Annotated in this window: 20 protein-coding genes and 4 tRNA genes; 11 read left to right on the forward strand and 13 right to left on the reverse strand. The window is 74.9% G+C overall.

The window, feature by feature from the left end; genetic code table 11:
• Nucleotides 1-39 precede the first annotated feature (39 nt).
• Both ACIGG8_RS32705 and hrpA read right to left on the reverse strand, forming a co-directional pair.
• Nucleotides 40-113: transfer RNA gene (locus ACIGG8_RS32705), tRNA-Asp, on the reverse strand.
• Nucleotides 114-244: 131 nt separating this feature from the next.
• A complete protein-coding gene (hrpA, locus tag ACIGG8_RS32710) occupies nt 245-4,243 on the reverse strand; it encodes an ATP-dependent RNA helicase HrpA (protein WP_396552300.1) in 3,999 nt (1,332 codons plus the stop codon).
• A 141-nt stretch (nt 4,244-4,384) separates the two neighbouring features.
• Here hrpA and ACIGG8_RS32715 point away from each other — a divergent pair, with 141 nt between their 5' ends.
• Nucleotides 4,385-4,903: a SigE family RNA polymerase sigma factor gene (locus tag ACIGG8_RS32715; protein ID WP_396552301.1), complete on the forward strand. Its 519-nt coding sequence runs from the start codon at nt 4,385-4,387 to the stop codon at nt 4,901-4,903.
• Entirely contained in the window at nt 4,900-5,829 is a 930-nt protein-coding gene (locus ACIGG8_RS32720) for a hypothetical protein (protein WP_396552302.1), read from the forward strand. The genes ACIGG8_RS32715 and ACIGG8_RS32720 overlap by 4 nt, the downstream gene beginning before the upstream one ends.
• A 111-nt stretch (nt 5,830-5,940) precedes the next feature.
• Here ACIGG8_RS32720 and ACIGG8_RS32725 read toward each other — a convergent pair whose 3' ends face one another.
• A complete protein-coding gene (locus ACIGG8_RS32725) occupies nt 5,941-6,900 on the reverse strand; it encodes a LysR family transcriptional regulator (RefSeq protein ID WP_396552303.1) in 960 nt (319 codons plus the stop codon).
• Between the two features lie 156 nt (nt 6,901-7,056).
• Here ACIGG8_RS32725 and ACIGG8_RS32730 point away from each other — a divergent pair, with 156 nt between their 5' ends.
• Both ACIGG8_RS32730 and ACIGG8_RS32735 read left to right on the forward strand, forming a co-directional pair.
• On the forward strand, nt 7,057-7,977 hold the full coding sequence (locus ACIGG8_RS32730) for a zinc-binding dehydrogenase (RefSeq protein ID WP_396552304.1): 921 nt from the start codon (nt 7,057-7,059) through the stop codon (nt 7,975-7,977).
• Between the two features lie 127 nt (nt 7,978-8,104).
• Nucleotides 8,105-9,211, forward strand: a complete 1,107-nt coding sequence (locus tag ACIGG8_RS32735; RefSeq protein ID WP_396552305.1) for an alpha/beta hydrolase family protein — start codon at nt 8,105-8,107, stop codon at nt 9,209-9,211.
• On the opposite strand, the gene ACIGG8_RS32740 is transcribed toward ACIGG8_RS32735, so the two are convergent.
• The 5 genes from ACIGG8_RS32740 to ACIGG8_RS32760 form a co-directional block, all read right to left on the reverse strand.
• The gene (locus ACIGG8_RS32740; protein WP_396552306.1) at nt 9,141-9,650 is read right to left on the reverse strand and encodes a DUF3995 domain-containing protein; all 510 of its coding nucleotides are present in this window, start codon (nt 9,648-9,650) and stop codon (nt 9,141-9,143) included. The genes ACIGG8_RS32735 and ACIGG8_RS32740 overlap by 71 nt on opposite strands.
• 242 nt (nt 9,651-9,892) lie before the next feature.
• Nucleotides 9,893-9,966, reverse strand: a tRNA-Phe gene (locus ACIGG8_RS32745).
• A gap of 26 nt (nt 9,967-9,992) precedes the next feature.
• A tRNA-Asp gene (locus ACIGG8_RS32750) sits at nt 9,993-10,066 on the reverse strand.
• A gap of 63 nt (nt 10,067-10,129) precedes the next feature.
• Nucleotides 10,130-10,202: transfer RNA gene (locus ACIGG8_RS32755), tRNA-Glu, on the reverse strand.
• Between the two features lie 148 nt (nt 10,203-10,350).
• Nucleotides 10,351-10,692: a metallopeptidase family protein gene (locus ACIGG8_RS32760; RefSeq protein ID WP_350526321.1), complete on the reverse strand. Its 342-nt coding sequence runs from the start codon at nt 10,690-10,692 to the stop codon at nt 10,351-10,353.
• A 70-nt stretch (nt 10,693-10,762) separates the two neighbouring features.
• Here ACIGG8_RS32760 and crcB (ACIGG8_RS32765) point away from each other — a divergent pair, with 70 nt between their 5' ends.
• From crcB (ACIGG8_RS32765) to ACIGG8_RS32785, 5 genes are all read left to right on the forward strand, one after another.
• Nucleotides 10,763-11,302, forward strand: coding sequence for a fluoride efflux transporter CrcB (gene crcB, locus ACIGG8_RS32765; protein WP_350526322.1), 540 nt, complete (start codon nt 10,763-10,765; stop codon nt 11,300-11,302).
• The gene (locus ACIGG8_RS32770; protein WP_350526323.1) at nt 11,299-11,733 is read left to right on the forward strand and encodes a DUF190 domain-containing protein; all 435 of its coding nucleotides are present in this window, start codon (nt 11,299-11,301) and stop codon (nt 11,731-11,733) included. The genes crcB (ACIGG8_RS32765) and ACIGG8_RS32770 overlap by 4 nt, the downstream gene beginning before the upstream one ends.
• Entirely contained in the window at nt 11,730-12,104 is a 375-nt protein-coding gene (gene crcB, locus ACIGG8_RS32775; RefSeq protein ID WP_350526324.1) for a fluoride efflux transporter CrcB, read from the forward strand. Before ACIGG8_RS32770 ends, crcB (ACIGG8_RS32775) begins: the two co-directional genes overlap by 4 nt.
• A gap of 1,115 nt (nt 12,105-13,219) precedes the next feature.
• Nucleotides 13,220-15,490, forward strand: a complete 2,271-nt coding sequence (locus tag ACIGG8_RS32780; protein ID WP_396552307.1) for a DEAD/DEAH box helicase — start codon at nt 13,220-13,222, stop codon at nt 15,488-15,490.
• A 192-nt stretch (nt 15,491-15,682) separates the two neighbouring features.
• The gene (locus ACIGG8_RS32785; protein WP_396552308.1) at nt 15,683-16,516 is read left to right on the forward strand and encodes a TIGR02452 family protein; all 834 of its coding nucleotides are present in this window, start codon (nt 15,683-15,685) and stop codon (nt 16,514-16,516) included.
• A 65-nt stretch (nt 16,517-16,581) separates the two neighbouring features.
• Here the strand turns inward: ACIGG8_RS32785 and ACIGG8_RS32790 are convergent, their stop codons facing one another.
• Nucleotides 16,582-16,926 (reverse strand): hypothetical protein, encoded by a 345-nt coding sequence (locus ACIGG8_RS32790; protein ID WP_350526327.1) that lies wholly within the window; start codon nt 16,924-16,926, stop codon nt 16,582-16,584.
• Nucleotides 16,927-17,074: 148 nt separating this feature from the next.
• Nucleotides 17,075-18,169 (reverse strand): hypothetical protein, encoded by a 1,095-nt coding sequence (locus ACIGG8_RS32795; RefSeq protein WP_396552309.1) that lies wholly within the window; start codon nt 18,167-18,169, stop codon nt 17,075-17,077.
• 127 nt (nt 18,170-18,296) lie between these two features.
• Between ACIGG8_RS32795 and ACIGG8_RS32800 the strand changes: the two genes are divergently transcribed.
• Together ACIGG8_RS32800 and ACIGG8_RS32805 are read left to right on the forward strand one after the other, a co-directional pair.
• Nucleotides 18,297-19,412, forward strand: coding sequence for a low temperature requirement protein A (locus tag ACIGG8_RS32800; RefSeq protein WP_396552310.1), 1,116 nt, complete (start codon nt 18,297-18,299; stop codon nt 19,410-19,412).
• Nucleotides 19,405-19,854 (forward strand): RICIN domain-containing protein, encoded by a 450-nt coding sequence (locus ACIGG8_RS32805; RefSeq protein WP_350526330.1) that lies wholly within the window; start codon nt 19,405-19,407, stop codon nt 19,852-19,854. Before ACIGG8_RS32800 ends, ACIGG8_RS32805 begins: the two co-directional genes overlap by 8 nt.
• Nucleotides 19,855-19,895: 41 nt before the next feature.
• Here ACIGG8_RS32805 and ACIGG8_RS32810 read toward each other — a convergent pair whose 3' ends face one another.
• The 3 genes from ACIGG8_RS32810 to ACIGG8_RS32820 all read right to left on the reverse strand — a co-directional run bounded on the left by ACIGG8_RS32810 (nt 19,896) and on the right by ACIGG8_RS32820 (nt 22,732).
• On the reverse strand, nt 19,896-20,594 hold the full coding sequence (locus ACIGG8_RS32810; RefSeq protein WP_396552311.1) for a tyrosine-protein phosphatase: 699 nt from the start codon (nt 20,592-20,594) through the stop codon (nt 19,896-19,898).
• A gap of 133 nt (nt 20,595-20,727) precedes the next feature.
• Complete coding sequence (locus tag ACIGG8_RS32815) at nt 20,728-21,489, reverse strand: SDR family oxidoreductase (protein WP_396552312.1); 762 nt, start codon at nt 21,487-21,489, stop codon at nt 20,728-20,730.
• A 10-nt stretch (nt 21,490-21,499) separates the two neighbouring features.
• Nucleotides 21,500-22,732, reverse strand: coding sequence for a DNA glycosylase AlkZ-like family protein (locus ACIGG8_RS32820; RefSeq protein WP_396552313.1), 1,233 nt, complete (start codon nt 22,730-22,732; stop codon nt 21,500-21,502).
• Between the last annotated feature and the right edge of the window lie 127 nt (nt 22,733-22,859).

A 22,859-nucleotide genomic window follows, 5' to 3' on the forward strand; every position in this document is an offset into this window, starting at 1 on the left:
GGCCCGGAACCTGACGGTTCCGGGCCTCTCGCACTGCGGCGATCCCGACGGGACTTGAACCCGCGACCTCCACCTTGACAGGGTGGCGAGCTAACCAACTGCTCCACGGGACCAGAGTTTTCTGATCTCGTTCACTCGCTTGCCGCGCTGCGAACAAGACAGACTCTAGCCCATGGTGGGCCCCCAGGTCGAACTGGCTCCTGAAGGCCCACCCGCAGCTCAGGGGGCTGCCCCGCGGCCCGGGTCAGAGGGCGGCCCGCGCCGCCTCCATCGCCTTCATGATCCGCTTCTCCGAGACCGGGCTCGGCGTGCCCAACGACTGGGCGAAGAAGCTGACCCGCAGCTCCTCGATCATCCAGCGGATCGCCCGCACCTCCGCGGAGGGCTGCCGCCCGGCCGGCACCGCCGCCAGCAGTTCCCCGTAGGCCTGCTGGACCTGCTGCACCTTCAGCAGCTGCTGGGCGTCCCGCTGTGGGTGGTTGGGCAGCGCCTCCAGGCGGCGGTCCACCGCCAGCAGGTAGCGCTTGAGGTCCGGCAGCCGCTGCCAGCCGGTCGCGGTCACGAAGCCCGGGTGCACCAGCGAGGCCAGGTGCAGCCGGACGTCGTTCACCGCGTTCAGCAGCACCGGGCTGCTCACCGTCTTCAGACGGGTCGAAGCCTTGTGGAAGGCGATCAGTGCGGTGGCCGTCTTCAACGTGGTGTCCGCGGACAGCTCGTAGAGGTCCGCGCGCACCTTGTCGTGCAGCTTGCCGAAGGCCGCCTCGTCCCAGGCCGGGCCGCCGGCCAGGGTCATCAGCCGGTCCGTCGCCGCGGACACGACGTCCTCGAAGAGCGCGCCGATCGAGCCGTGCGGACTGTGCGAGAGCGCCAGCTTCGCCTGGTTGCCCAACCGGCCCTGGATCGACTTGGCCGGGGAGTTGGTGGTCAGCATCAGCAGCCGCCTCGTCCCCTCCCACATCGCCTGCGTCTGGGCCTCCGGGGTGTCGAACAGCTTGATGCCGACCGCGGTGCCCTCGTCCACCAGCGCCGGGTAGGCGCGCAGCGAGTGGCCGCGCGAGCGCTGCTCGAAGGTACGCTGCAGGACCGGCAGGGACTCCGGCCAGGCGGTCAGCCCGCCCTGCTCGATGCCCTGGCCGGAGGCGGCCGAGGACAGCGTCTCCTTGAGCTTCGGCTTGAGCTTCAGCCGCAGCTCCTCCAGGTCCTTGGACTCGGCGAGCTTGCGGCGCCCGTCCACCACCCGGAAGGTCACCTTGAGGTGCTCCGGCACCCGCTCGTCGTCCCAGGCCTCCGGCGGCACGGTGACGGCCGTCAGCCGCTTCAGGGCGTGCTCCAGGGCGGGCAGCAAGGGCTCCTGGCGGTCCTTCACCGCGCGCAGCGCCGCCTTGGCGAAGTCCGGCGCCGGGACGAAGTTGCGCCGGATCGCCTTCGGCAGCGACTTGATGTACGCGGTGACCAGCTCCTCCCGCAGACCGGGGATCTGCCAGTCGAAGCCCTCCGCGGTGACCTGGTTGAGCACCGGCAGCGGGATGTGCACCGTCACGCCGTCCGCGTCGCTGCCCGGCTCGAACTGGTAGGTCAGCTGGAAGCGCAGCTTGCCCTGCTGCCAGTGGTCCGGGTAGTCGGCCTCGGTGACGCCGTCGGCGGCGTCGTTGATCAGCATCGACTTCTCGAAGTTCAGCAGGTCCGGCTGCTCGTGCCGGGCCTTCTTCCACCAGGAGTCGAAGTGCCGGGTGGAGACGACGTCCTCGGGCAGCCGGGCGTCGTAGAAGTCGAACAGGGTCTGGTCGTCCACCAGGATGTCCCGGCGGCGGGCCCGGTTCTCCAGCTCCTCGACCTCGCCGAGCAGCTTGCGGTTCTCCGCGAAGAACCGGTGGTGGGTCTCCCAGTCGCCCTCGACCAGCGCGTTGCGGATGAACAGCTCGCGGCAGAGCTCCGGGTCGATCCGCCCGTAGTTGACCTTGCGCTGGGCGACGACCGGCATCCCGTAGAGGGTGACCTTCTCGTACGCCAGCACCGCGCCGGCCTTCTTCTCCCAGTGCGGCTCGCTGTAGCTGCGCTTGATCAGGTGGCCGGCCAACGGCTCGACCCACTCCGGCTCGATCTTGGCGTTGATCCGGGCCCAGAGCCGGGAGGTCTCCACCAGCTCGGCCGACATCACCCAGCGCGGCGGCTTCTTGAACAGGCCGGAGCCCGGGAAGACCGCGAAGCGGGCGCCGCGCGCGCCGCCGTACTCGCGCTTCTCCACGTCGAACAGGCCGATGTGGGAGAGCAGCCCGGCCAGCAGGGACTGGTGGATCCGGTCGGCGTCCGGCTCCTCCTCGGGACCGCCGGTCCGGGTGCGATCCTCCTCGATGGTCACGCCCAACTGCTTCGCCACGGTGCGCAGCTGGGTGTAGATGTCCTGCCACTCCCGTATCCGCAGGTAGTTGAGGAACTCCGCCTTGCACATCCGGCGGAAGGCCGAGGAGGACAGCTCCTTCTGCTGCTCGCGGACGTAGCGCCACATCGCCAGGTAGGAGAGGAAGTCCGAGGTCTCCGAGGTGAACCGGCGGTGCCGGTCGTCGGCGGCCTGGCGCTTCTCGGCGGGGCGCTCTCGCGGGTCCTGGATGGACAGGGCGGCGGCGATCACCATGACGTCGCGGACGCAGCCGTTGCGGTCCGCCTCCAGCACCATGCGGGCCATCCGCGGGTCCACCGGGAGCTGGGCGAGCTTGCGGCCGAGCTGGGTGAGGCGCTTGCGCGGGTCCTTCTCGTCCGGGTCCAGCGCGCCCAGCTCGTGCAGCAGGTGGACGCCGTCCTTGATGTTGCGCGAGTCCGGCGGGTCCAGGAACGGGAAGGCGGCGATGTCGCCGAGGCCGGCCGCGGTCATCTGCAGGATCACCGAGGCCAGGTTGGTGCGCAGGATCTCGGCGTCGGTGAACTCGGGGCGGGAGAGGAAGTCCTCCTCCGAGTACAGCCGGATGCAGATGCCGTCCGAGGTGCGGCCGCAGCGGCCCTTGCGCTGGTTGGCGCTGGCCTGGCTGATCGCCTCGATCGGCAGCCGCTGCACCTTGGTGCGGTGGCTGTAGCGGGAGATCCGGGCGGTGCCAGGGTCGATCACGTACTTGATGCCGGGGACGGTCAGCGAGGTCTCGGCCACGTTGGTGGCCAGGACGATCCGGCGGCTGTTGGAACGCTGGAAGACCCGGTGCTGCTCGGCCGAGCTGAGCCGGGCGTACAGCGGCAGGACCTCGGTGTTCCTCAGCTTCAGCCGGTTGAGGGCGTCGGCGGTGTCGCGGATCTCGCGCTCGCCGGAGAGGAAGACCAGGATGTCGCCCGGGCCCTCGGCCTGCAGCTCCTGGGCGGCCTCGCAGATCGCCTGGACCTGGTCCCGGTCGCGGTCCGCCCCGTCGCCGTCGTCCTCGGCGCCGTCCTCGACGATCGGCCGGTACCGGACCTCCACCGGGTAGGTGCGGCCGGAGACCTCGATGATCGGGGCGTCGCCGAAGTGCCGGGCGAAGCGCTCCGGGTCGATGGTCGCGGAGGTGATCACGACCTTGAGGTCCGGGCGGCGGGGGAGCAGCTGCCTGACGTAGCCGAGGATGAAGTCGATGTTGAGGCTGCGCTCGTGGGCCTCGTCGATGATCAGGGTGTCGTACTGGCGCAGGTCGCGGTCGGTCTGGATCTCCGCGAGCAGGATGCCGTCCGTCATCAGCTTGACCAGGGTGTCCTGGCCGACCTGGTCGGTGAACCGGACCTTCCAGCCGACGGCCTCGCCGAGCGGGCTGTCCAGCTCCTCCGCGACCCGCTCGGCCACCGTGCGGGCGGCGATCCGGCGCGGCTGCGTGTGGCCGACCAGGCCGCGCACGCCCCGGCCGAGCTCCAGGCAGATCTTCGGGATCTGGGTGGTCTTGCCGGAGCCGGTCTCGCCCGCGACGATCACCACCTGGTGGTCCCGGATCGCCGCCAGGATCTCGTCCTTCTTCTGGCTGACCGGCAGCTCGGCGGGATACGTGATCGTCGGGACGGCGTTCCGGCGCTGCTCGACCAGCAACTCGGCGCGCTCGATGTCGGCCGCGATCTCGGCGGCGACCTTCTGCCGGGCCTCGGCCTTGCGGACCCGGCGGGCCCCCTCCAGCCGGCGCCCGATCCGCACCTCGTCGCGCAGGGTCAGCTCGGGCAGGCGGGCGGCCAGCTCGCCGATGCCGGGGCCCTCGGCGGGCGCGGGGGCGGACTGGACTGCGGGAGAACTCACTGCGGGCATCCCTCTAGGTTCGCAAGGAGGCACGGCGGAGCGCACCTCGGTTTTCGAGCCCCTCCAGTGTCACAGCCGCCGGCGGCGATTCGCGAACGCCGGGCAACGGTCCACGGCCGTTACGGGCTCCGGAGGGTTGAGGAGGTGCTCATGGGAGCCCAGAAGACCGCCCGGGACGACGAGTTCCGGGCGTTCGCCGGCGGCGCGTGGTCGCGCTTGTTCAGGACGGCCTACCTGCTCGCGGGCGAACGGCACGGCGCCGAGGACCTGGTCCAGCAGGCACTGGAGCGGGCGTACGTCGCCTGGGGCAGGGTGCGCGCGGCGGACGACCCGCACGCGTACGTCCGCCGGATCCTGGTCAACGAACACGCCCGGCGCTTCCGGCGCAGGCCGGTCGAGCAGCTCGTGCACGCCGTTCCCGACCGGGCCGCGCCGACCGGGGCCGACCCGGACGACCGGGCCGCGCTGCTCGCCGCGCTCGGCGGCCTGCCGCCGCGCCAGCGCCAGGCCGTCGTCCTGCGCTACTGGGAGGACCTCACCGAGACCCAGACCGCGGCGACCATGGGCTGCTCGGTCGGGACGGTGAAGAGCCAGGCGGCCAAGGGCCTGGCCAAGCTCCGGGCGGCCTCCTCACTCAGCGGACTGACCAGCATCGGAGGCGGAAGATGAGCAAGGAGTCCATGACCGGCGGCCCGGCGGCCGGTGCCGGGGACGACGAGGCGGCGGCCTCGCGGGCCCTCGGCGAACTGGCCGGGAGCGTCGACATCGGGACGGCCCCGTACGACCGGCTGCTCACCGGCGGGCGGCGCCGGCTGCGGCGCAGGCGCCTGCTGACTGCCGGGGCGGCCGCGGTGCTGGCCGCGGCCGTCGTCGGCGGCGGGGCGGTGCTCGACCAGCGCGGCCGGCAGGCGGTCTCGTCCGTGGTGGCGGCGGCCTCCCCCTCGGCCTCCACGGCCGGATCGGCCCCGGCCTCCGCGGCGGCCACCCCGACCGCGCCCGCGCGGGACCCGCTGACCCCCGTCCGGGTCAAGATCGGCGAAGGCACCGCCGACGGCCGCACCTGGCAGGCCTGGGCCGCCCTGTGGCCGGCCGCCCCCACCAAGGAGGACGCCCACCGGCAGGAGGAACTGCTCTGGACGGAGCGGCACGCCGCCATCCCCCAGCTGCCGAGGATGACGAACGACGAGGTCGACCGCCACTGGCGGCCCGACCTGGACGAGGTGAACCTCTACCTCACCGTGGACGGCAAGCGACAGGTGAACGACACCGTGCACCAGACCCCCGTCCCGGGGAAGCCGGGCACGACGTCCGTCCCCGGCTCCCCCTTCGTCGGCGGCGGGGCGATGCTCGGCTTCAAGGGCGGCGAGATGGGCGCCTCGCCGGTGGTGGTCGCCGGGGTCGGGCCCGAGGTCGCGAAGGCCGTGGTGACCTGGAAGACCGGCGGTTCCACCGAGGCGGTGCCGGTCACGGTCGCCGACTCCCCGGCCCGCTGGATCGCCATCGCGAAGAAGCCGGGCTCCGACGCCGGCGCCTTCACCCTCTACGCCGCGGACGGCTCGGTGCTCGGCACCGACGACAACTGGTTCCGCTCCTGAGCCGCCCGTGACCCTCCCGGACCGCCGGCCCCGCCGGGAACGCCGGGGCGGTGCGCCACAGGGGTCCCGATTCGACGGTGACGGGTGCCCTGACGGGCCGAGGAGCCCGCTTCACGGCCGGAGCGCGGCCTCGTCCGCGTCCGGGAGCCAGTCGCGGGCGGGGTCGTACTCCAGCCAGCGGCCGCGGGCCGCCGCGGTGCTGAACGCCCTGAGCAGCGCGTCGAGTCGGGGGTGCGGGTCGGTGGACGCGTCCTCCCGCCAGAGGAGGGACCAGGCGTACAGCGGGGTCGGGTCGGCCAGCGGCACGGTCCGGACGCCCGGGCGGTCGGGGAGCGGGGTGTCGGCGGGGACGAGGGAGAAGCAGGACGGGTCGGTGCGGACCTCGTCCAGGAAGTGCTCCAGGCCCAGGTTGGTCGAGCCGACCCGGCGCGCGACCCCGAAGCGGGTCGCGAAGCGGGTGAGGAAGTCCAGCCGGTCCACCGCCGCCGGGTAGCGCAGGGCGCTGCCGCGAAGCTCCGCCGGGCTCAGCACGTCGCGGTCGGCCAGCGGATGGCCGGTGCTCAGCAGCGCGTCCACCGGCTCCAGCCGGACCAGGCGGTGCGTCAGCCCGGCGTCGCCGCCGTCCGGCAGCGGGTGCACCCGGCCGAACCCGGCGTCCGACTCCCCGCGCTGCAGCGCCGCCGCCACCGACGGCAGGTCCCGGCCGGGCACCGGCTCCACCGCCAGCCCCGGCGCCGCGTCCACCGCCTGCGCGAGCGTCCGCATCGGCGCGTACAGGTGCCCCCACACGTCGATCCGCAGCGGCCGCGCCGCACAGCCCGCCGCGGCCACCGCCCGATCCCCCTGCGCCAGCAACCGCCGCGCCGGCTCCAGGAACCGCTGCCCCGCCCCGGTCAGCCCCACCCCGCGGGCGTCCCGCTCCAGCAACCGCACCCCCAGCGCGGCCTCCAGCCGCGCCACCCGCTTCGACAGCCCCTGCTGACTGATCCCCAACCGCCCCGCCGCCCGCCCGAAGTGCAACTCCTCGGCCGCGACGACGAACCCCCGCACCTGCGCCAGATCCAGATCCACCCGGGCACCCTAGGCCCTGACGGGCCGTCGGCGCGGAGGCGTCCCGGCCGTCGCAGGCAGCCCCACAACCGCCGGTTGTCGTCGCCGTCCGGCGGTTGTTGGACCGGCCGGGGCGGGGCGCGGTGTGGTGAGGGGGTGACCGACGGAGGAGTGGGGATGAAGGCGCTGGTGGCGACGGGGCGGACGGCGGAGCCGGTGCGGTTCGCGGAGGTGGAGCAGCCGCGACCGGAGCCGGGCGAGGCGCTGGTGAAGGTGGAGGCGTTCTCGGTGAACCGGGGCGAGACCTTCCAGCTGGAGGCGCCCCGGGCCGGGTGGCGGCCGGGGAAGGACGTGGCCGGGCTGGTGGTGCAGGCCGCCGCCGACGGGTCGGGGCCCGCGGTCTGCCGGCGGGTGGTGGCGCATCCGCCGGCCGGGGGCTGGGCCGAGTACGTCTGCGTCCCGACGTCCTCCCTCGCCGAACTGCCCGACAGCCTGGACGCCGTACGGGCCGCCGCGCTGCCGCTCGCGGGCCTCACCGCGCTGCGGCTGCTCCGCACGGCGGGGGCCCTGGCCGGGCGGCGGGTGCTGCTGACCGGGGCCTCCGGGGGCGTCGGCCACTACGTCACCGAGCTGGCGGCCGCGGCCGGGGCCGAGCTGACCGCCGTCACCGCCTCCCCGGAGCGCGGCCGGCGGCTGGCCGAACTGGGGGCGGCCGAGGTGGTCCACGACGTGGCCGCGGCGCGCGGACCGTACGACCTGGTGCTGGAGTCCACCGGCGGCGCCGCGCTGCCGCTCGCGCTGGCCCGGCTCGCCCGGCGCGGCACCCTGATCTGGTTCGGCCAGGCCTCCCGGACGCCCGCCACGCTCGACTTCTTCGACTTCTTCAAGGGCCCGGAGTCGGCGGTCGTCCGGCACTTCCACTACGCCGACTCCGACGTGCCCGACGGCGCGGACCTGGCCACCCTGGTGCGCCTGACGGACCGGGGCCGGCTGACCCCGGAACTCGGCCGGGTCGCGCCCTGGGCCGAGACCGCCACCGCGCTCACCGACCTGCGCGAGCGCCGGATCCGCGGCAAGGCCGTGCTGACCGTCTCCTGAGCCCCGTGCCTGAGCCCAGTGCCTGAGCCCCGCGCCCGAGGCCGCGCCCGAGGCCGTGCCCGAGGGCCGCGCCCGCGCCCCGTCCGTGAACCGCACCACGAACCCCGTCCCGAAGGGAACCCCCGCCGTGCCCGACCTGTCCTTCCTCGACACCCCCGGCCTGCTGCCCGCCTTCGTCGCCGAGACCCGCCCCCGCGCCCACGGCGCCGGACTGGACCTCTACGAGTACGCCCGGGTCACCGACCCGCTGACCTCCCTGCACGACTGGCCGGCCGCCTGCCGCGCCGCCGGCCGCCGGTACACCGGGACGGCGGAGCGCGCCGCCGCCGAGGGCCGGACGGTCACCGCCGGCGAGGCGTACCGGAGCGCCGCCCGCTGGTTCCACTTCGCGGGGCTGCTCCCGCACCCCGACCGGGCCGCCGCGGCCGAGGCCGCCGAGGAGGCCGACGAGGCGATGCGGCGGGCGCTGGCGCTGCTCGAACCGGGCGCCGAGCGGGTCGAGGGCGAGGGCTTCGCGGGCTGGCTGCGCCGCCCGGCGGCGGGCGGCCCGCCGGTGCCGGTCGTGGTGGTGGTGCCGGGGATGGACTCCGGCAAGGAGGAGTTCCACGCGGTGGCCGAGGCCCTGCTGGCCCGGGGCGTCGCGGTGCTCGCCGTCGACGGGCCCGGACAGGGCGTGCTGGCCGCCCGCAGCGCGCCGGAGCCCGAGTACCACCAGGTCGTCGGGCGCGCCCTCGACACGCTCGCCCGCCGGGACGGCCTGGACCCGGCCCGGACCGCCGTGATCGGCCTCAGCCTGGGCGGCTACTACGTCGCCGAGGCCGCCGCCCACGAGCCGCGGCTGTGCGCCGCCGCGGTGGTCAGCGGCCCGTACCGGCTGGACTGGGACGGTCTGGTCCCGTTCGTCACCGCGACCCTCGCCCAGCGCTGCGGCGGGTACGAGGCGGCCCGAGCCTTCGCCGGCCGGATCGACCTGACCGCCCTTGCGCCGCGGATCGCCGTCCCGCTGCTGGTGGTCGAGGGCGGTGAGGACCGCATCCCGGGCGTCACCGACGCCACCGCGCTGGCCGAGCACGCGCCCGACGCCGAACTCCTCCTCGTCCCGCACGGCAACCACCTGCTCGGCACCGCGCTGCCGGACTGGCTCGCCCCCACCGCCGACTGGCTCACCGCGCGGCTGTCCGCACGGCCGGGCGCAGGGCCGGCCGGCGGGACGCCCGGCGGCCGAGCGCGGTGACGCCGAAGAGGACCCCGCCGAGCAGGAAGAACGGCTCGTAGCCGAAGGTCGCGAACCGGGCCATCGCATCCAGCCCGGCACTCGACCGGCTGCCGACGGCCAGGGCGAACCAATCGGGGACGGACGGCGCGGCGTGCAGCACCAGCAGCGCGGTGGTGCCCCACAGCGCGACGGTCAGCAGCCGCGCCGGCACCCGCCCGCCCCACCGCCGCAGCGGCGCCAGCGCCACCGCCGCGGCCACCGCGCACAGCGGGATCGCGATCACGTCGATCACCAGCAGCGGCGTGCTGCTCCACACCGAGCGGCCCTCCGGCAGCCCGAGCCGTCCGTCGGCCAGCCAGTACAGGTGCACCAGCGCGAAGGCCACCGCCCACGCCGCCGCCACGTACCCGGCCCGCGCCGCCAGCCGGTTCCAGCCCGTGTCCCTCGTCGTCTCCATGCCCCCACCGTCCCGCCCGGCCCCGCCCCGGCGGATCGTCCTGCCGACGGTTCCCCCTCCCCCTGCGGGGGGATCCGGGGCGGACCGGCGGTCAGTGCGGCAGCAGCCCGTCGGTCACCAGCGCGAAGCCGAAGGGCTCCGGGACGTGCAGCGTCTCGCCCTCCCGGGCATCGACCGGAGTGGCCGGGGCTCGGGAACGACGAAGCCCCCGTAGCGAAATCGCTACGGGGGCTTCCCTGTTGTGGCCAGGGCCGGGGTCGAACCGGCGACCTTCCGCTTTTCAGGCGGACGCTCGTACCAACTGAGCTACCTGGCCGTACTGCGCGTCTCTTGCGAGACGAGCGATCCCGACGGGACTTGAACCCGCGACCTCCACCTTGACAGGGTGGCGAGCTAACCAACTGCTCCACGGGACCTGGTAGTGGCGAACCACTAAGGTCTTGCGGCACTGCACTTTACTACGGTAATGCGGTACTGCGTGCCCCCAACGGGATTCGAACCCGTGCTACCGCCTTGAAAGGGCGGCGTCCTGGGCCACTAGACGATGAGGGCTTGCGGCCTGTCCCGCTGTTTCCAGCGTTCGGGGACGTCGAGAAGCATATGGGATGCCGGGCGGATCGCCAAAACGGGTTTCGGCCGGGCGGGTGGGGCGGCCTGCGGGGCGGGGCGGAGCGGGTGCGGCGCGGGGCCGCGGAGGGGGTCAGGACCAGCCGAGTTCGTCGAGCTCGTGGTCGTCGAAGCCGAAGTGGTGGGCGACCTCGTGGATCACGGTGGTGCGGACCTCCTCGACCACCTGCTCGCGGGTCTCGCAGTGGCGGAGGGTCGGGCCGCGGTAGATCAGGATGCGGTCGGGCAGGACGCCCGCGTACCACTCGCCGCGTTCGGTGAGCGGGGTGCCCTCGTAGAGGCCGAGGAGCTCGGGGTCGCTCGGTTCGGGTTCGTCCTCGACGAAGATCGCGACGTTGTCCATCATGGCCGCGAGCTGCGGGGGAATCTGGTCGAGCGCGTCGCTGACCAGCGTCTCGAACTCTTCCCGGGTCATCTCCACCGGATCATTGTCGGGTCTGGGGTGACGGTGTGCCAGGTGGCGGACGCCGGTGTTTGATGGGGCTATGACGACCTCGGAGGGCGCTCTGGGTGACACGGTGGGCGGGCCGCCCGGGACGCCGCCGGTCGCGGCGCGGGTGCGGCACCGGCCGCCGGTGCTGCGCGGGCAGGGGCCGGCGGTGGCGGTGGTCGCGGTCGGCGGGGCGATCGGGGCGGTGGCCCGGTACGCGGCCGGCCTCGGCTGGGAGACCGGGCCGACCGCCTTCCCGTGGACGACGCTGCTGGTCAACGTGGTCGGCTGCGCGGTGATCGGGGTGTTCCTGGTGGTGATCACCGAGGGGCGGCAGGCGCACCCTCTGGTGCGGCCGTTCTTCGGCACCGGCGTGCTGGGCGGGTTCACCACCTTCTCGACGTACGCGGTGGACATCCGGCGGCTGCTGGAGGCCGGCCGGCTCGGGCCGGGCCTGGCGTACCTGGGGCTGACGCTGCTGGGCGCGCTGGTCGCGGTGTGGGCGGCGGCGGGGCTGACCAGGCGTCTGATCCACCGTGCGGTCCGCCGCGGGGCGGCCGGGGGCGGCCCGGCGACCGGCGGGGGTGTGCGGTGACCCGGCTGGGCGGGCCGGCGCTGCGGCTGACCGTGCTGGTCGGGGAGAGCGACCGGTGGCACCACCGCCCGCTGTACAGCGAGGTCGTGCACCGGGCGCGGGCGGCCGGGCTGGCCGGGGCGAGCGTGTTCCGGGGGATCGAGGGGTTCGGGGCGTCGTCGCTGGTGCACACCACGCGGCTGCTGTCGCTGAGCGAGGACCTGCCGGTGGCGGTGGTGATCGTGGACGAGGAGGAGCGGGTGCGGGCGTTCCTGCCGCAGTTGGACGGGCTGGTGGCGGAGGGCCTGGTGCTGCTGGACCGGTGCGAGGTGGTGACCTACACCGGGCGCGGGCCGGGCGGCGGCGCCGACGGCGGTCCGGGCGGCGGCACGGGCGGTGGGCCCGGCGGTGGCGCGGGCCGGGAGCCGGGCCGGGGAGCGTCGGCGGAGTGAACTGGCTGCTGGTGGTGGCGGGCGCGGTGGTCGGCGCTCCGCTGCGGTACCTGACGGACCGGGCGGTGCAGTCCCGGCACGACTCGGTCTTCCCGTGGGGCACCTTCACGGTGAACGTGGTCGGCTGCCTGATCCTCGGGACGGTGACCGGCGCGGTGGCGGCCGGCGCGGCGTCCTCGCGGGTCCAACTGCTGCTGGGGACCGGGCTCTGCGGTGCGCTGACCACCTACTCGACCTTCTCGTACGAGACGTTGCGGCTGGCCGAGACCGGCGCCGGGCGGTACGCGCTGGCGAACGTGGCCGGCAGCGTGGCCGCCGGGCTGGCCGCGGTCTACGCGGGGGCGGAGCTGGCCTCGGCCCTCTGGGGCTGAGGCGGCGGCCGGGGGCGCCGGCCGGGCCACGGCGGACGCGATGGCCGACGCGGCGCCTCGGCGGGCGGGTGGGGCCAACTGAGGCCTCGCCCGTGTCCCGCCGGGCCGGGCGCGCGTTGGGCACCGAAAGCGGCCGCGAGTGGGCGGCCCGGGTGGGGCGGTAGAGAGGGACCTCGGTGGCTTCGGTGCGGTCGGTGCGGTCGGTGCGGTCGGTTCGGGCAGTGCGAGCCGTTCGGGCAGTGCGAGCGGTGCGAGCGGTGCGGGCACGGAACGCGGCGGTCCTGCGCTCGCGCGCCGTGCGGGCGGCGGCGGTGCTGACGGTGGCCGGGCTGGGGCTGACGGGCTGCATGTCGGTCGGTCCGGCGGCGGAGGAGAGGCACGGCGGGGTGGCACCGGTCGGGCAGGCCGGTCCGGCGGGCCGGCCCGGCGTGACGGGCGGGCCCTCGGCCTCGCCGGGGGCCGGGCACCCGGGCGGTGCGTCGGGGCGCCCGGAGCGGCCGGGCGGCCTGCTGGCCGAGAGCGCGCCGGGCGGACCCACGACCTCGGCGCCGGGCGAGGTGCTGCCCGGGGCGACCGGGACGGTGGCCGGGGTGGTCCCGGTGCCGGGGCCGCCCGACGGCGAGCCGGGGGGTGGTTCGGCGGGCGGCGTGAACACCAGCCCGGCGCCGCACCCGGGCGGCGGCGGGCCGACCGGCTCCGGCGGCACGGCGGGCTCCGGCGGTACGGGCGGGGCGGGCGGTACCGGCGAGGGCCGCTCGGGCGGTTCGGCGGGCTCGCCGTCGGCCACGCCGAGCAGCCGTCCGTCGAACACTCCGGAGCCGGAGCACAGTTCGCCCCCCGTCACCGTGCCGCCGCTCCCGGAGCCCTCGTCGGGCAGCTCCGGTTCCTCGGCACCGAGCCCGCGTGCCGGTGGGCATTAGCGTCCTGTCCAGGGCATTTGCCTCCGATCCCCAGGGTCCTCTATGGTGGTAGATCGTTCGTTTGATTCATTTGATTGGCGCCCTATTCCCATCTGGCGCCCTTGGCGCGTTCCGGCGATCCGTGGCTGACCGCATAGAGGCGGTTGTGAAACAGAACCCCGGACTTTGGCGCGTGCCACTTCCGGAAGGTTTTGCATGTCTCTCGTTGACGACGCCCGCTTCGCCATGCCCGCGAACGAGGCCGCCGCCGATGTCACCGACACCACCGACACCCTCGACACCGCCGCGGACGAGGTGATCGCCGAGGCCGTGGAGGCCACCGAGGAGGCGGCCGCCGAGCCGACCATCACCTTCGGCGACCTGGGCCTGCACGACGACGTCGTCCGTGCCCTCGCCAAGCGCGGCGTCACCACCCCGTTCCCGATCCAGGCCGCGACCATCCCGGACGCCCTGGCCGGCAAGGACGTGCTGGGCCGTGGCCGCACCGGCTCCGGCAAGACCCTCAGCTTCGGCCTGCCGCTGCTGACCCGCCTCGCCGACGGCGAGCGCACCAAGCCCAAGCACCCGCGCGGCCTGATCCTGGTCCCGACCCGCGAGCTGGCCATGCAGGTCGCCGATGCCCTGGAGCCGTTCGGCTCGGTGCTCGGTCTCAAGCTCAAGGTCGTCTGCGGCGGCACCTCGATGTCGAACCAGATCTACGCGCTGGAGCGTGGCGTCGACATCCTGGTCGCCACCCCGGGCCGTCTGCGCGACCTGCTGAACCGCGGCAGCGCCAAGCTCGCCGACGTCCAGACCGTCGTGCTCGACGAGGCCGACCAGATGGCCGACATGGGCTTCCTGCCCGAGGTCACCGAGATCCTCGACCAGGTGCCGGCCGGCGGCCAGCGCCTGCTGTTCTCCGCCACCCTGGAGAACGAGATCGACACCCTGGTGAAGCGCTACCTGAAGAGCCCGGTCACCCACGAGGTCGACCCGTCGGCCGGCGCCGTCACCACCATGACCCACCACATCCTCGTGGTGAAGCCCAAGGACAAGGCGCCGATCACCAACGCGATCGCCGCCCGCAAGGGCCGCACGATCATCTTCGTCCGCACCCAGATGGGCGCCGACCGCGTCGCCGAGCAGCTGATCGAGGCCGGCGTGAAGGCCGACGCGCTGCACGGCGGCATGACCCAGGGCGCCCGTACCCGTGTCCTCGGCGACTTCAAGGACGGCTACACCAACGTCGTCGTCGCCACCGACGTCGCCGCCCGCGGCATCCACGTCGACGGCATCGACCTGGTCCTGAACGTGGACCCGGCCGGCGACCACAAGGACTACCTGCACCGCTCCGGCCGCACCGCGCGGGCCGGCCGCTCGGGCGCCGTCGTCACCCTGGTGCTGCCGCACCAGCGCCGCGGCGTCTTCCGCCTGATGGAGGACGCGGGCGTCGACGCCAGCCGCCACATCCTGGACCACGCCTTCGACGCCGAGGTCGCCAAGATCACCGGCGCCCGTTCGCTGACCGAGGTCCAGGCGGAGAGCGCCGCCAACATCGCCGGTGCCGCCGAGCGCGAGATCGCCGACATGACCCGCCAGCTGGAGCGCGCGCAGCGCCGCGCCACCGAGCTGCGGGAGGAGGCCGACCGCCTGGCCGCCCGTGCGGCGCGCGAGCGGGCCGACCTGGGCATCGTGGACGAGGAGCCGGCCGCCGAGGAGACCGGCGAGTCCGCCGCGGCCGAGGCCGCTCCGGCCGCCGCCGAGGCGCCCGCCGCGCCGCAGGCCGAGGAGCGCACCCCGTCGTACCGCGAGGCGCGCACCGAGCGTCCGGCCTTCGGCCGTGACCGCGATCGCGATCGCGATCGCGGTGGCGACCGGGACCGCGACGACCGCCGCTCCGGCGGCTTCGGCCGGGACCGCGACCGTGACGACCGCCGTTCCGGTGGCTTCGCCGGCCGTGACCGTGACGACCGTCGCTCGGGCGGTTTCGACCGTGACCGCGGTGGCGACCGTGGCGGCTTCAACCGTGACCGCGGTGGCTTCGCCGGCCGTGACCGTGACGACCGTCGCTCGGGCGGTTTCGACCGTGACCGCGGTGGCGACCGCGGTGGCGACCGTGGCGGCTTCAACCGCGACCGCGGTGGCTTCGCCGGCCGTGACCGTGACGACCGTCGCTCGGGTGGCTTCGACCGTGACCGCGGTGGCGACCGTGGCGGCTTCAACCGCGACCGCGACGACCGCGGCGGCCGTTCCTTCGGTGACCGTCCGGCCCGTTCCTTCGGCGACCGTCCGTCCTTCGGCCGGGACCGCGACGAGCGCGGCGGCAGCAGCCGTCCGTTCTCGCGCCGCGACGACCACCGCTCCGGCGGCCGTCCGCAGGCCGACCGTGGTGGCTTCAACCGTGACCGCGGCGGTTTCGACCGCGACCGCGGTGGCGACCGTGGCGGCTTCAACCGCGACGACCGCAAGCCGCGCTGGAAGAACTGACGCCGCACCGGCGGTGATCGACCGCCGGCCGCGCTGATCGTACGAAGGGCCCGCTCCGTCCCCCGGAGCGGGCCCTTCGCGTTCCCCCGATACCCCCCGACACCTCGTCCTGGCACGTCCCCCCGAGGTGTTGTTCTGGAAGTGAGAATAACCTGTGGCGCGCGGTGGCGGTAGTCCCGTAGCGTCCGGGGCATGAGCAGCAGACTGCATGACGTGGCACGGGTGAACGAGGAGATCGCCGGACGGGGGGACTACCGGACGGCCGGCGGCGAACTCGTGCGGGTGGGGGAGCAGTTGACGGCGGCCCGGGCCGGCACGGTGTCGTACCCGCCGCAGGCGCTGGACGCGCTGGTGGCGGCGGGCGAGCCGGGGCCGGGGCCGCGCGGGAGCGTCGAGGTGACGGCCGAGGGGAGCGTCCAGGCCGCCGGGCGGCTGGTCGCGGCCGGGGCCGGGCCGGTCGGGGTGCTGAACTTCGCCTCAGCGCGCAACCCCGGCGGCGGGTACCTGCGCGGTGCCCGCGCCCAGGAGGAGGACCTGTGCCGCAGCGCGCTGCTGTACAGCTGCCTGCTGGAGGCGCCGGACTACTACGAGGCGCACCGGGCCTCGACCGACCTCCGGTACAGCCACCGGGTGATCGTCTCGCCCGACGTGCCGGTGATCCGGGACGGGCGCGGCGAGCTGCTGGCGCAGCCGTTCCCGGTCACCTTCCTGACCTCGCCCGCCCCCAACGCCGGGCAGCTGGAACGGCGTTCGGCCGGTACGGACGTGCGGGGGGTGCTCGCCGAGCGGGCCGTGCGGGTGCTCGCGGCGGCGGCCCGGCACGAGCTGCGCACCCTGGTGCTCGGCGCCTGGGGCTGCGGGGTGTTCGGCAACGACCCGGCCCAGGTCGCCGAGGCCTTCGAGGGTGCGCTGGCGCGGTACGGGGCGGCCTTCGACCGGGTGGTGTTCGCGGTCTGGGACCGCTCGCCGGTCTCGGTGAACCGGGCGGCCTTCGAGGCCCGGTTCGGCGCGGCGAGCCGGGCGTAGCCGGGCGTAGCCGGGCCTGAGCGGGCCGGGCCCGAGGCCGAGGCCGAAAGCCGGCCCCGCCGGTCCTAGCGGGTCCTGCGGTTGCGGGCGGACAGCGCCGTCGCGGCCGTGGAGGCCGCCGCGACCACGCCGGTGACGGCGAAGACGGACGGCCAGGCGCCGATCCGCTTCGCCAGCGGGTGCGAGCCGCCGAACGCCGCCACGTACAGGCCGGTCAGCGCGGCCGCGGTGCCCGGGCCGGAGCTGCGGCGCCACTGCGCGGCCGCCCCGGCGCCGGCCACCGCCAGCACCGCGCCGCCCAGCTCGCGCCGGCCGGTCCAGCGGGCGACGCCGTAGCCGCCGACCAGGCCGCTCGCCGCGGTCAGCGCGGCGGGCGCGGCGGCCGCGAGCACGTTCGGGACCTTCGCCATCGTCGACTCCACTCCTCGGGGCTGTGTCGGAATCCGACCATAACCCGACCGGACCGGCGATCCACCGGTGGCTCCGGCGGCGGACCGGACGGGCTACGGGGCAGGAGCCGGGCGTCTACCGGACGGCTACGGGGCAGGTGCCGGGGACCTACCGGAAGGCCTCCGCGTTGGAGTGCCCCGGGACGGTGCGGGCGAGCCACTGCGCCGCCTCCGCCGGGTCGAGCACCCGCTCCAGCCGGAGGTCGCCCGGGACCTCCTGGATGAAGCGCCCGGCGGACCAGCTGCGCTCGTACGGCTGCGGCTCCAGCACCAGGGTGCGCACGCCGTCCAGCAGCGGGATGTCGCTCGGGGTGCCCTCGTTCCAGAGCCAGGAGCCGTCCGGGGCGACCAGGTTGAAGGCGCCGGTCGCGATCGGCTTGCGGTGGTCCAGGAAGGCCGTCCGGGCCAGCGCCACCACCTCCGGGTCCTGCGGGGCGCCGGGGAGGTGGCCGCCGCCGATCAGCACGTCGGCGAGCAGGGTGTGCAGCTGGAAGGTGTCGCCCAGGCCGCTCATCCGCAGCAGGTAGCCGGTGCCGGTGGGGCGGTCGAGCACCAGCAGCGGCTCGTCGTCCAGCATCAGTGCGAGGTGGGCGAGGCCCTTGAAGTCGTGCTGCTCGCCCTCGTGCCGGGCGAACAGGTCCACCAGCACCGCGGTCACGCCCGAGGCGCGGGCCTCGGCCCGGACCGGGGCGTGCGCGTACACCGCCCAGGACGCCTGCTGCCACAGGTGCAGCGTCCACCAGCCGACCACGGCCAGGTGGGCGTGCCACTCGTCCAGGACGGCGGGGTCGGCGATCCGCTCGTGTGCCGCGGCCGGATCGTCCTGCTCCGGGTCCGGCAGCGGGCCGCCGCCGGTCCCGTCCCACCGCCGCGCCAGCAGCTGTGCGCCGGTCAGCGCCCCGCGCAGGCCGGCCAGCACCGGGCCGGCGCAGGCGACCGGGTCGGCGCCGTGCTCGACGCAGGCGCCCACCACCATCGCCAGGTGCGAGCGGGGGAACGGCGGGGCGTCCGGCAGCAGCGCGGCCAGCCGGGGACCGGCAGCCGCCCGCTCGTCCGGTGCGGCCGCGCCGAACAGGCCGCCGACCATGCCGAGGGCGGGGCCGAAACGCTCGTCGTCCCCGGCGGCGACCACCGCCTCCAGGTCGGCCACGGCGTCGAGGAAGGCGGGCTGCTGACGGTGCGACGGTATCTGCTCGGTGGACATTCGCCGCAGCATAGGCGGCGGAGCCGGTCCGGTCGAAACGCCCCCGGGCCCGGGCCGGGTGACGGATACTCGCGCCGTGACCGCATCGCGTGTTTCCCCTGGTGCTCCTGAGGCGACGAGTCCCGCCGTGACCGCCGAGCCGGCCCTGAAGGTGGCACCGCTCGAACTCTTCCTGGACCTGGTCTTCGTCTTCACCATCACCCAGCTCACCGGCAGCCTGGTCCACCACCTCACCCCCGGCGGGTTCGCCCAGGTGCTGGTGATGCTGGGCGTGATCTGGTGGATGTACGACGCCTTCATATGGCTGACCAACGCCATGCCGCCGCGCACCCACGCCCGGCGCGGGCTGCTGATGCTGGCGATGGGCGCCTTCCTGGTCATCTCGCTGTCCGTCCCGCACGCCTTCGAGGGCGGCGGCGCCGCGTTCGGCTGGGCGTACCTGGTGGTGGTCGCCCTGCACACCGGGATGTTCGTCGCCGCCGGGGTCACCCCCGCCGCGGTGCTGCGGATGGGCGCGAGCAACCTGGTCGTCGGCGCCCTGGTGGTGGCCGGCGGCTACCTCGCGGGGACGGTCCAACTCGGCTTCTGGACGGCCGCCTTCGCGATGCAGTTCATGACTCCGTGGGCGGCCGGGCTGCCCGAGTTCCGGCTGCGCGCCGACCACTTCGTGGAGCGGCACGGGCTGATCGTGATCATCGCCTTCGGCGAGTCGGTGATCGCGATCGGCGTCGGCGCCGGGACGGCCGACCTCGGGCCCGCGCTGATCGCCGTCGCGCTGCTCAGCCTGACCGTCTGCGTCGCGCTCTGGTGGGCGTACTTCGGGCACGACGACGACGCCCGCGCCGAGCACCGGATGGCCGCGCTGCCCTCCGCCGAGCGCAACCGGGCGGCCGTCTCGGTCTTCTACCTGGGCCACTTCGGGCTGCTGCTCGGCGTGCTGCTGTTCGCCGCCGGGGTCAAGTCCGCGGTCGGCCACCCGGTCGCCGCGATCAGCCTGCCGCAGGCGGCCGCGCTGGCCGGGGGGATCACCCTGTACCTGGTGGTCAACACGGCCGTGCGCGCCTCCCTCCGCCTGGGCCCCAACCTGCCCCGGCTGCTCGGCGCGGTGCTGGTCGCGGCCACCGTCCCGCTGGGCACCCGGGTGTCGGCGCTCGTCCAGGTCGGCGTCGTGGCGGCGGTGCTGGCCGCGGTCGTCGGCTACGAGGCCTGTCGGTACCCGGTGGCAGACTTCGACCGTGACTGACTCCGCGATCACCGACGGCAGCTACCTCGTCCGCAACGTCGGCACCGGCCTGCTGCTGCAGGTCGCCGACGCCTCCCGGCGCAGCGGCGCCCGGATCGTGCTGGGCACCGACGACGGCACCGACGCCCAGCTCTGGCGGCTCACCGCCGTCCACCCGGGCGGCGCGCTCTACCACCTGGAGAACGCCGGCAGCGGCAAGCGCCTCGACGTCACCGGAGCCTCCCCGGACGACGGCGTCCCGATCCAGCAGTGGGGCGCCAACGCCTTCGGCGCCCAGGAGTGGCTGCTGGAGGCGCACGTGGACGCCCCGGGGACGTACACCGTCAGCAGCTTCATCAGCGGCAAGCCGCTGACCGCGCCGCAGGCCCCGGACGGCGTCGTCCACCAGTGGGAGGACGTCGACGAACCGACCCAGTGGTGGCGCTTCGAGCGCCGGCCGTAGGGCCCCCGCCGTCGAGCCCCCGCCCGGGCCGGGGGCGCCGGTCAGGCCGAGAGGTTGGTGCGGACGGCGTCCAGTTCGGCGTCGGTGACGCCGTGGTGGTGGAGGTAGGCGGGGATCGAGCCGTGGTGGGTGTCGATCCAGGCGAGGGAGGAGGCGATGAGTTCGGTGCCGACCGGGCGGGAGAGGCGTTCGGCTCCGGCCTCGTCGACGTACGGGACGGGGCCCTTGTCCAGGCCGAGGCCGATGTTGGAGAGCAGGAAGTCGGCGGTGATGTCGGCCTCGGAGGCGCCCAGCAGGGACTGCAGGACGGCGATGGTGAGGCCGGTGCGGTCCTTGCCGACGGCGCAGTGGACGACGGCGGCCAGCGACTCCGGCGCGGCGAGGCGGCGGACGACGGCGGCGAGCGAGGCGCCGGACGTTTCGGCCATGAAGGGGTAGAGGGCGGCCTGGTCCTCCGGCCAGGGCCGGTCGACGTCGCCGCGATCGGCGGGCAGGGTCGGCAGGTTGAGGGTCTCGTGGTCGAGGCCGTGCCGCTGGTCCGGCCAGGTCTCCAGCTCGAACCGGCTGCGCAGGTCGAACACCGTCCGCAGGCCGAGGGCCTTGAGCCGCCGGGCGCCCTCCTCGGTGAGCGTGTGGAAGGAGCCGGAGCGGTAGAGCACGCCCCGGCGGAGGGCGCCGATGCCGCCCGCGTCACGGAAGTTGCGCACACCGGGGATGTCGATGAAGGCGTCGTCGGTCATGGCTTCCACCGTACGGGCGGGGGCAGGCGCGCGGAAGGAAACCGGAGGGGGCCGTTCGGTGGCGGGCCGACGCTGTCCGAAAGCGGCCCCCGGGTGGTGCGGGTTCCGGTTCCGGGGGGCCGGAAACCGGTCGTCAGCGGCCGCCCGAGACCTCCAGGAACGCGCCGGTGGTGTAGGACGCGGCGTGGGAGAGCAGGAAGAGGATCGCCTCGGCGACCTCCTCCGGCTGCCCGCCGCGCCGCATCGGGAGGTCCGGCGCGACCCGGTCGACCCGGCCGGGCTCGCCGCCGAGCGCGTGGATGTCGGTGTGGATCAGTCCGGGCCGCACCGCGTTGACCCGGATCCCCTCGGCGGCGACCTCCAGGGCGAGGCCGCGGGTCATCGAGTCCACCGCGCCCTTGGCGGCCGCGTAGTCGACGTACTCGTTCGGCGAACCGAGCCTGGAGGCGGCCGAGGAGACGTTGACGACGGCGCCGCCGCGCCCGCCGTGCCGGGTGGACATCCGGCGGACGGCGTGGGCCGCGCACAGGAACGGGCCGGTGATGTTGGCGGCCCAGATCCGGTTCAGCCGGTCCTCGTCGATCTCCTCCAGCCGGCACTGCTTCTCCAGCGTGCCGGCGTTGTTCACCAGGCCGGTGAGCAGGCCGAGTTCGGCGTCCACGGTGGCGAACAGCCGTTCCACCTCGGCGGTCCGGCTGACGTCGGCGCGCACCGCGAGGGCGGTGCCGCCCTCGGCGCGGATCGCGTCCACGACGGAGGCCGCCGAGGCCTCGTCCGTCCGGTAGTTGACGCAGACGCGGTAGCCGCGGCGGGCGGCCAGCAGGGCGGTGGCGGCGCCGATGCCGCGCCCGGCGCCGGTGACGAGCAGGACTTCGTCGGTGGTGGTGGTCGACACGGTCCGTACGCTACCCGCGCGACCGGCCCGGCACGCCTGCCGCGGCGGCCCGCAGCGCCGCGATCTTCGGTGCACGGCTCTTCGGCGAGTCGAGGCTGAAGCCGCGGGCGTCGCCGAGGTAGTCGCGGACGAACGCCTCGGTGCGGGCCACCGCCTCGCGCAGGGCGTCGTCGAGCGGGACGAAGGGCAGCAGGACGATCCCGGCCCGCTCGGTGTCGTACTCCCAGAGCCCGACGATCCGGCCGCGGTCGAGCACGACGTGGGTCTGGGGGTCGGCCTCGGAGCCGAAGGCCCGGCCGGCCCGGCCGGCGGGCAGCGGGCGGGCGGCGTCGGCGGGGTCGAGCAGCCGGGGCAGGTCGCGGTGCAGCAGGTGGATGCCGTCGATGCCGGCCAGCAGGGTGTAGTGCGGTGTGCTCGGCGCCCTGAACTCGGCGAATTCGTCCGCGAGTTCGGGTGGGAGCAGGAGTTCCGAGCCGGGCGTGAGCGGGACCGCGCCCGCCTCGGCGACGGCCCGCCGGGCGGTGGCGGCGGTGAAGCCGGAGAACCAGCGGAAGTGCTTGACGGTGGCCGGGCCGGCCCAGGAGAAGTAGCGGTGGGCGAGGTCGACGGCGTTCCCCGCGACCGGCTGGTCCCAGCCGACGTAGCCGTAACGCTGCTGGTCCAGGCGGCCGTTGACGGGCACCCGGCGGATCCGGCCGCGCGACTGCATCAGCCCGAGGGCGAGCGGCAGGGTGGTGGCGAGGCCGCGCTTCCTGCCCGCCTCGCCGAGCGGGCGGACCGCGTCCCCGACCGACTCCCGGATCGTGGTCGGGTCCAGCGGCTCCTCGTGCGACAGCACCCGCTCGATGGCCAGGCAGAGCTTCTCCACCTCGTCCCGGCCGACCCCCAGGTGCTTCTCCGCCGCGGTCAGTTCACCCACCGGCGCGGCGGCGCCGCAGGCCAGGCCGAGCGCGAAGTCGGAGCCGGGCAGCACGTACGTGCAGCCGCGGGCGGACGGCAGCTCGTGCACCTCCAGCCGGGCCACCGCCTCGTCCACCGCCGCCCGGCGGAGCCCGGCGCGGGCGAACAGTCCCAGGTACGGTGCCGCGCCGCCCACCGAGCGGGCCCAGCCGGTGGCGGCCAGCACCTCGGCGGCGGACGCATCGGTGTGCGGGCGGTCCAGCCACTGCCGGTGCGACCACCAGGCCCGCAGCTTCTCGACGCCGCCGGCTGCCACCGCTTCCACGTGGGGATCGTGCTCCATGGGGCCAGTATCGGCGGGCGGGCGGGCCCCGGACCGGAATTCGCTCGCCCGGCGCGGCCCGTTCCGGAGAGGATGCCCGTACCCGTCCGCGGCGCGTCCGCGGCGCGTCCGTGGGCCGAACGCCCGT

The sequence above is a fragment of the Kitasatospora sp. NPDC085464 genome, from assembly GCF_044541955.1.
Taxonomy (GTDB): Bacteria; Actinomycetota; Actinomycetes; order Streptomycetales; family Streptomycetaceae; genus Kitasatospora.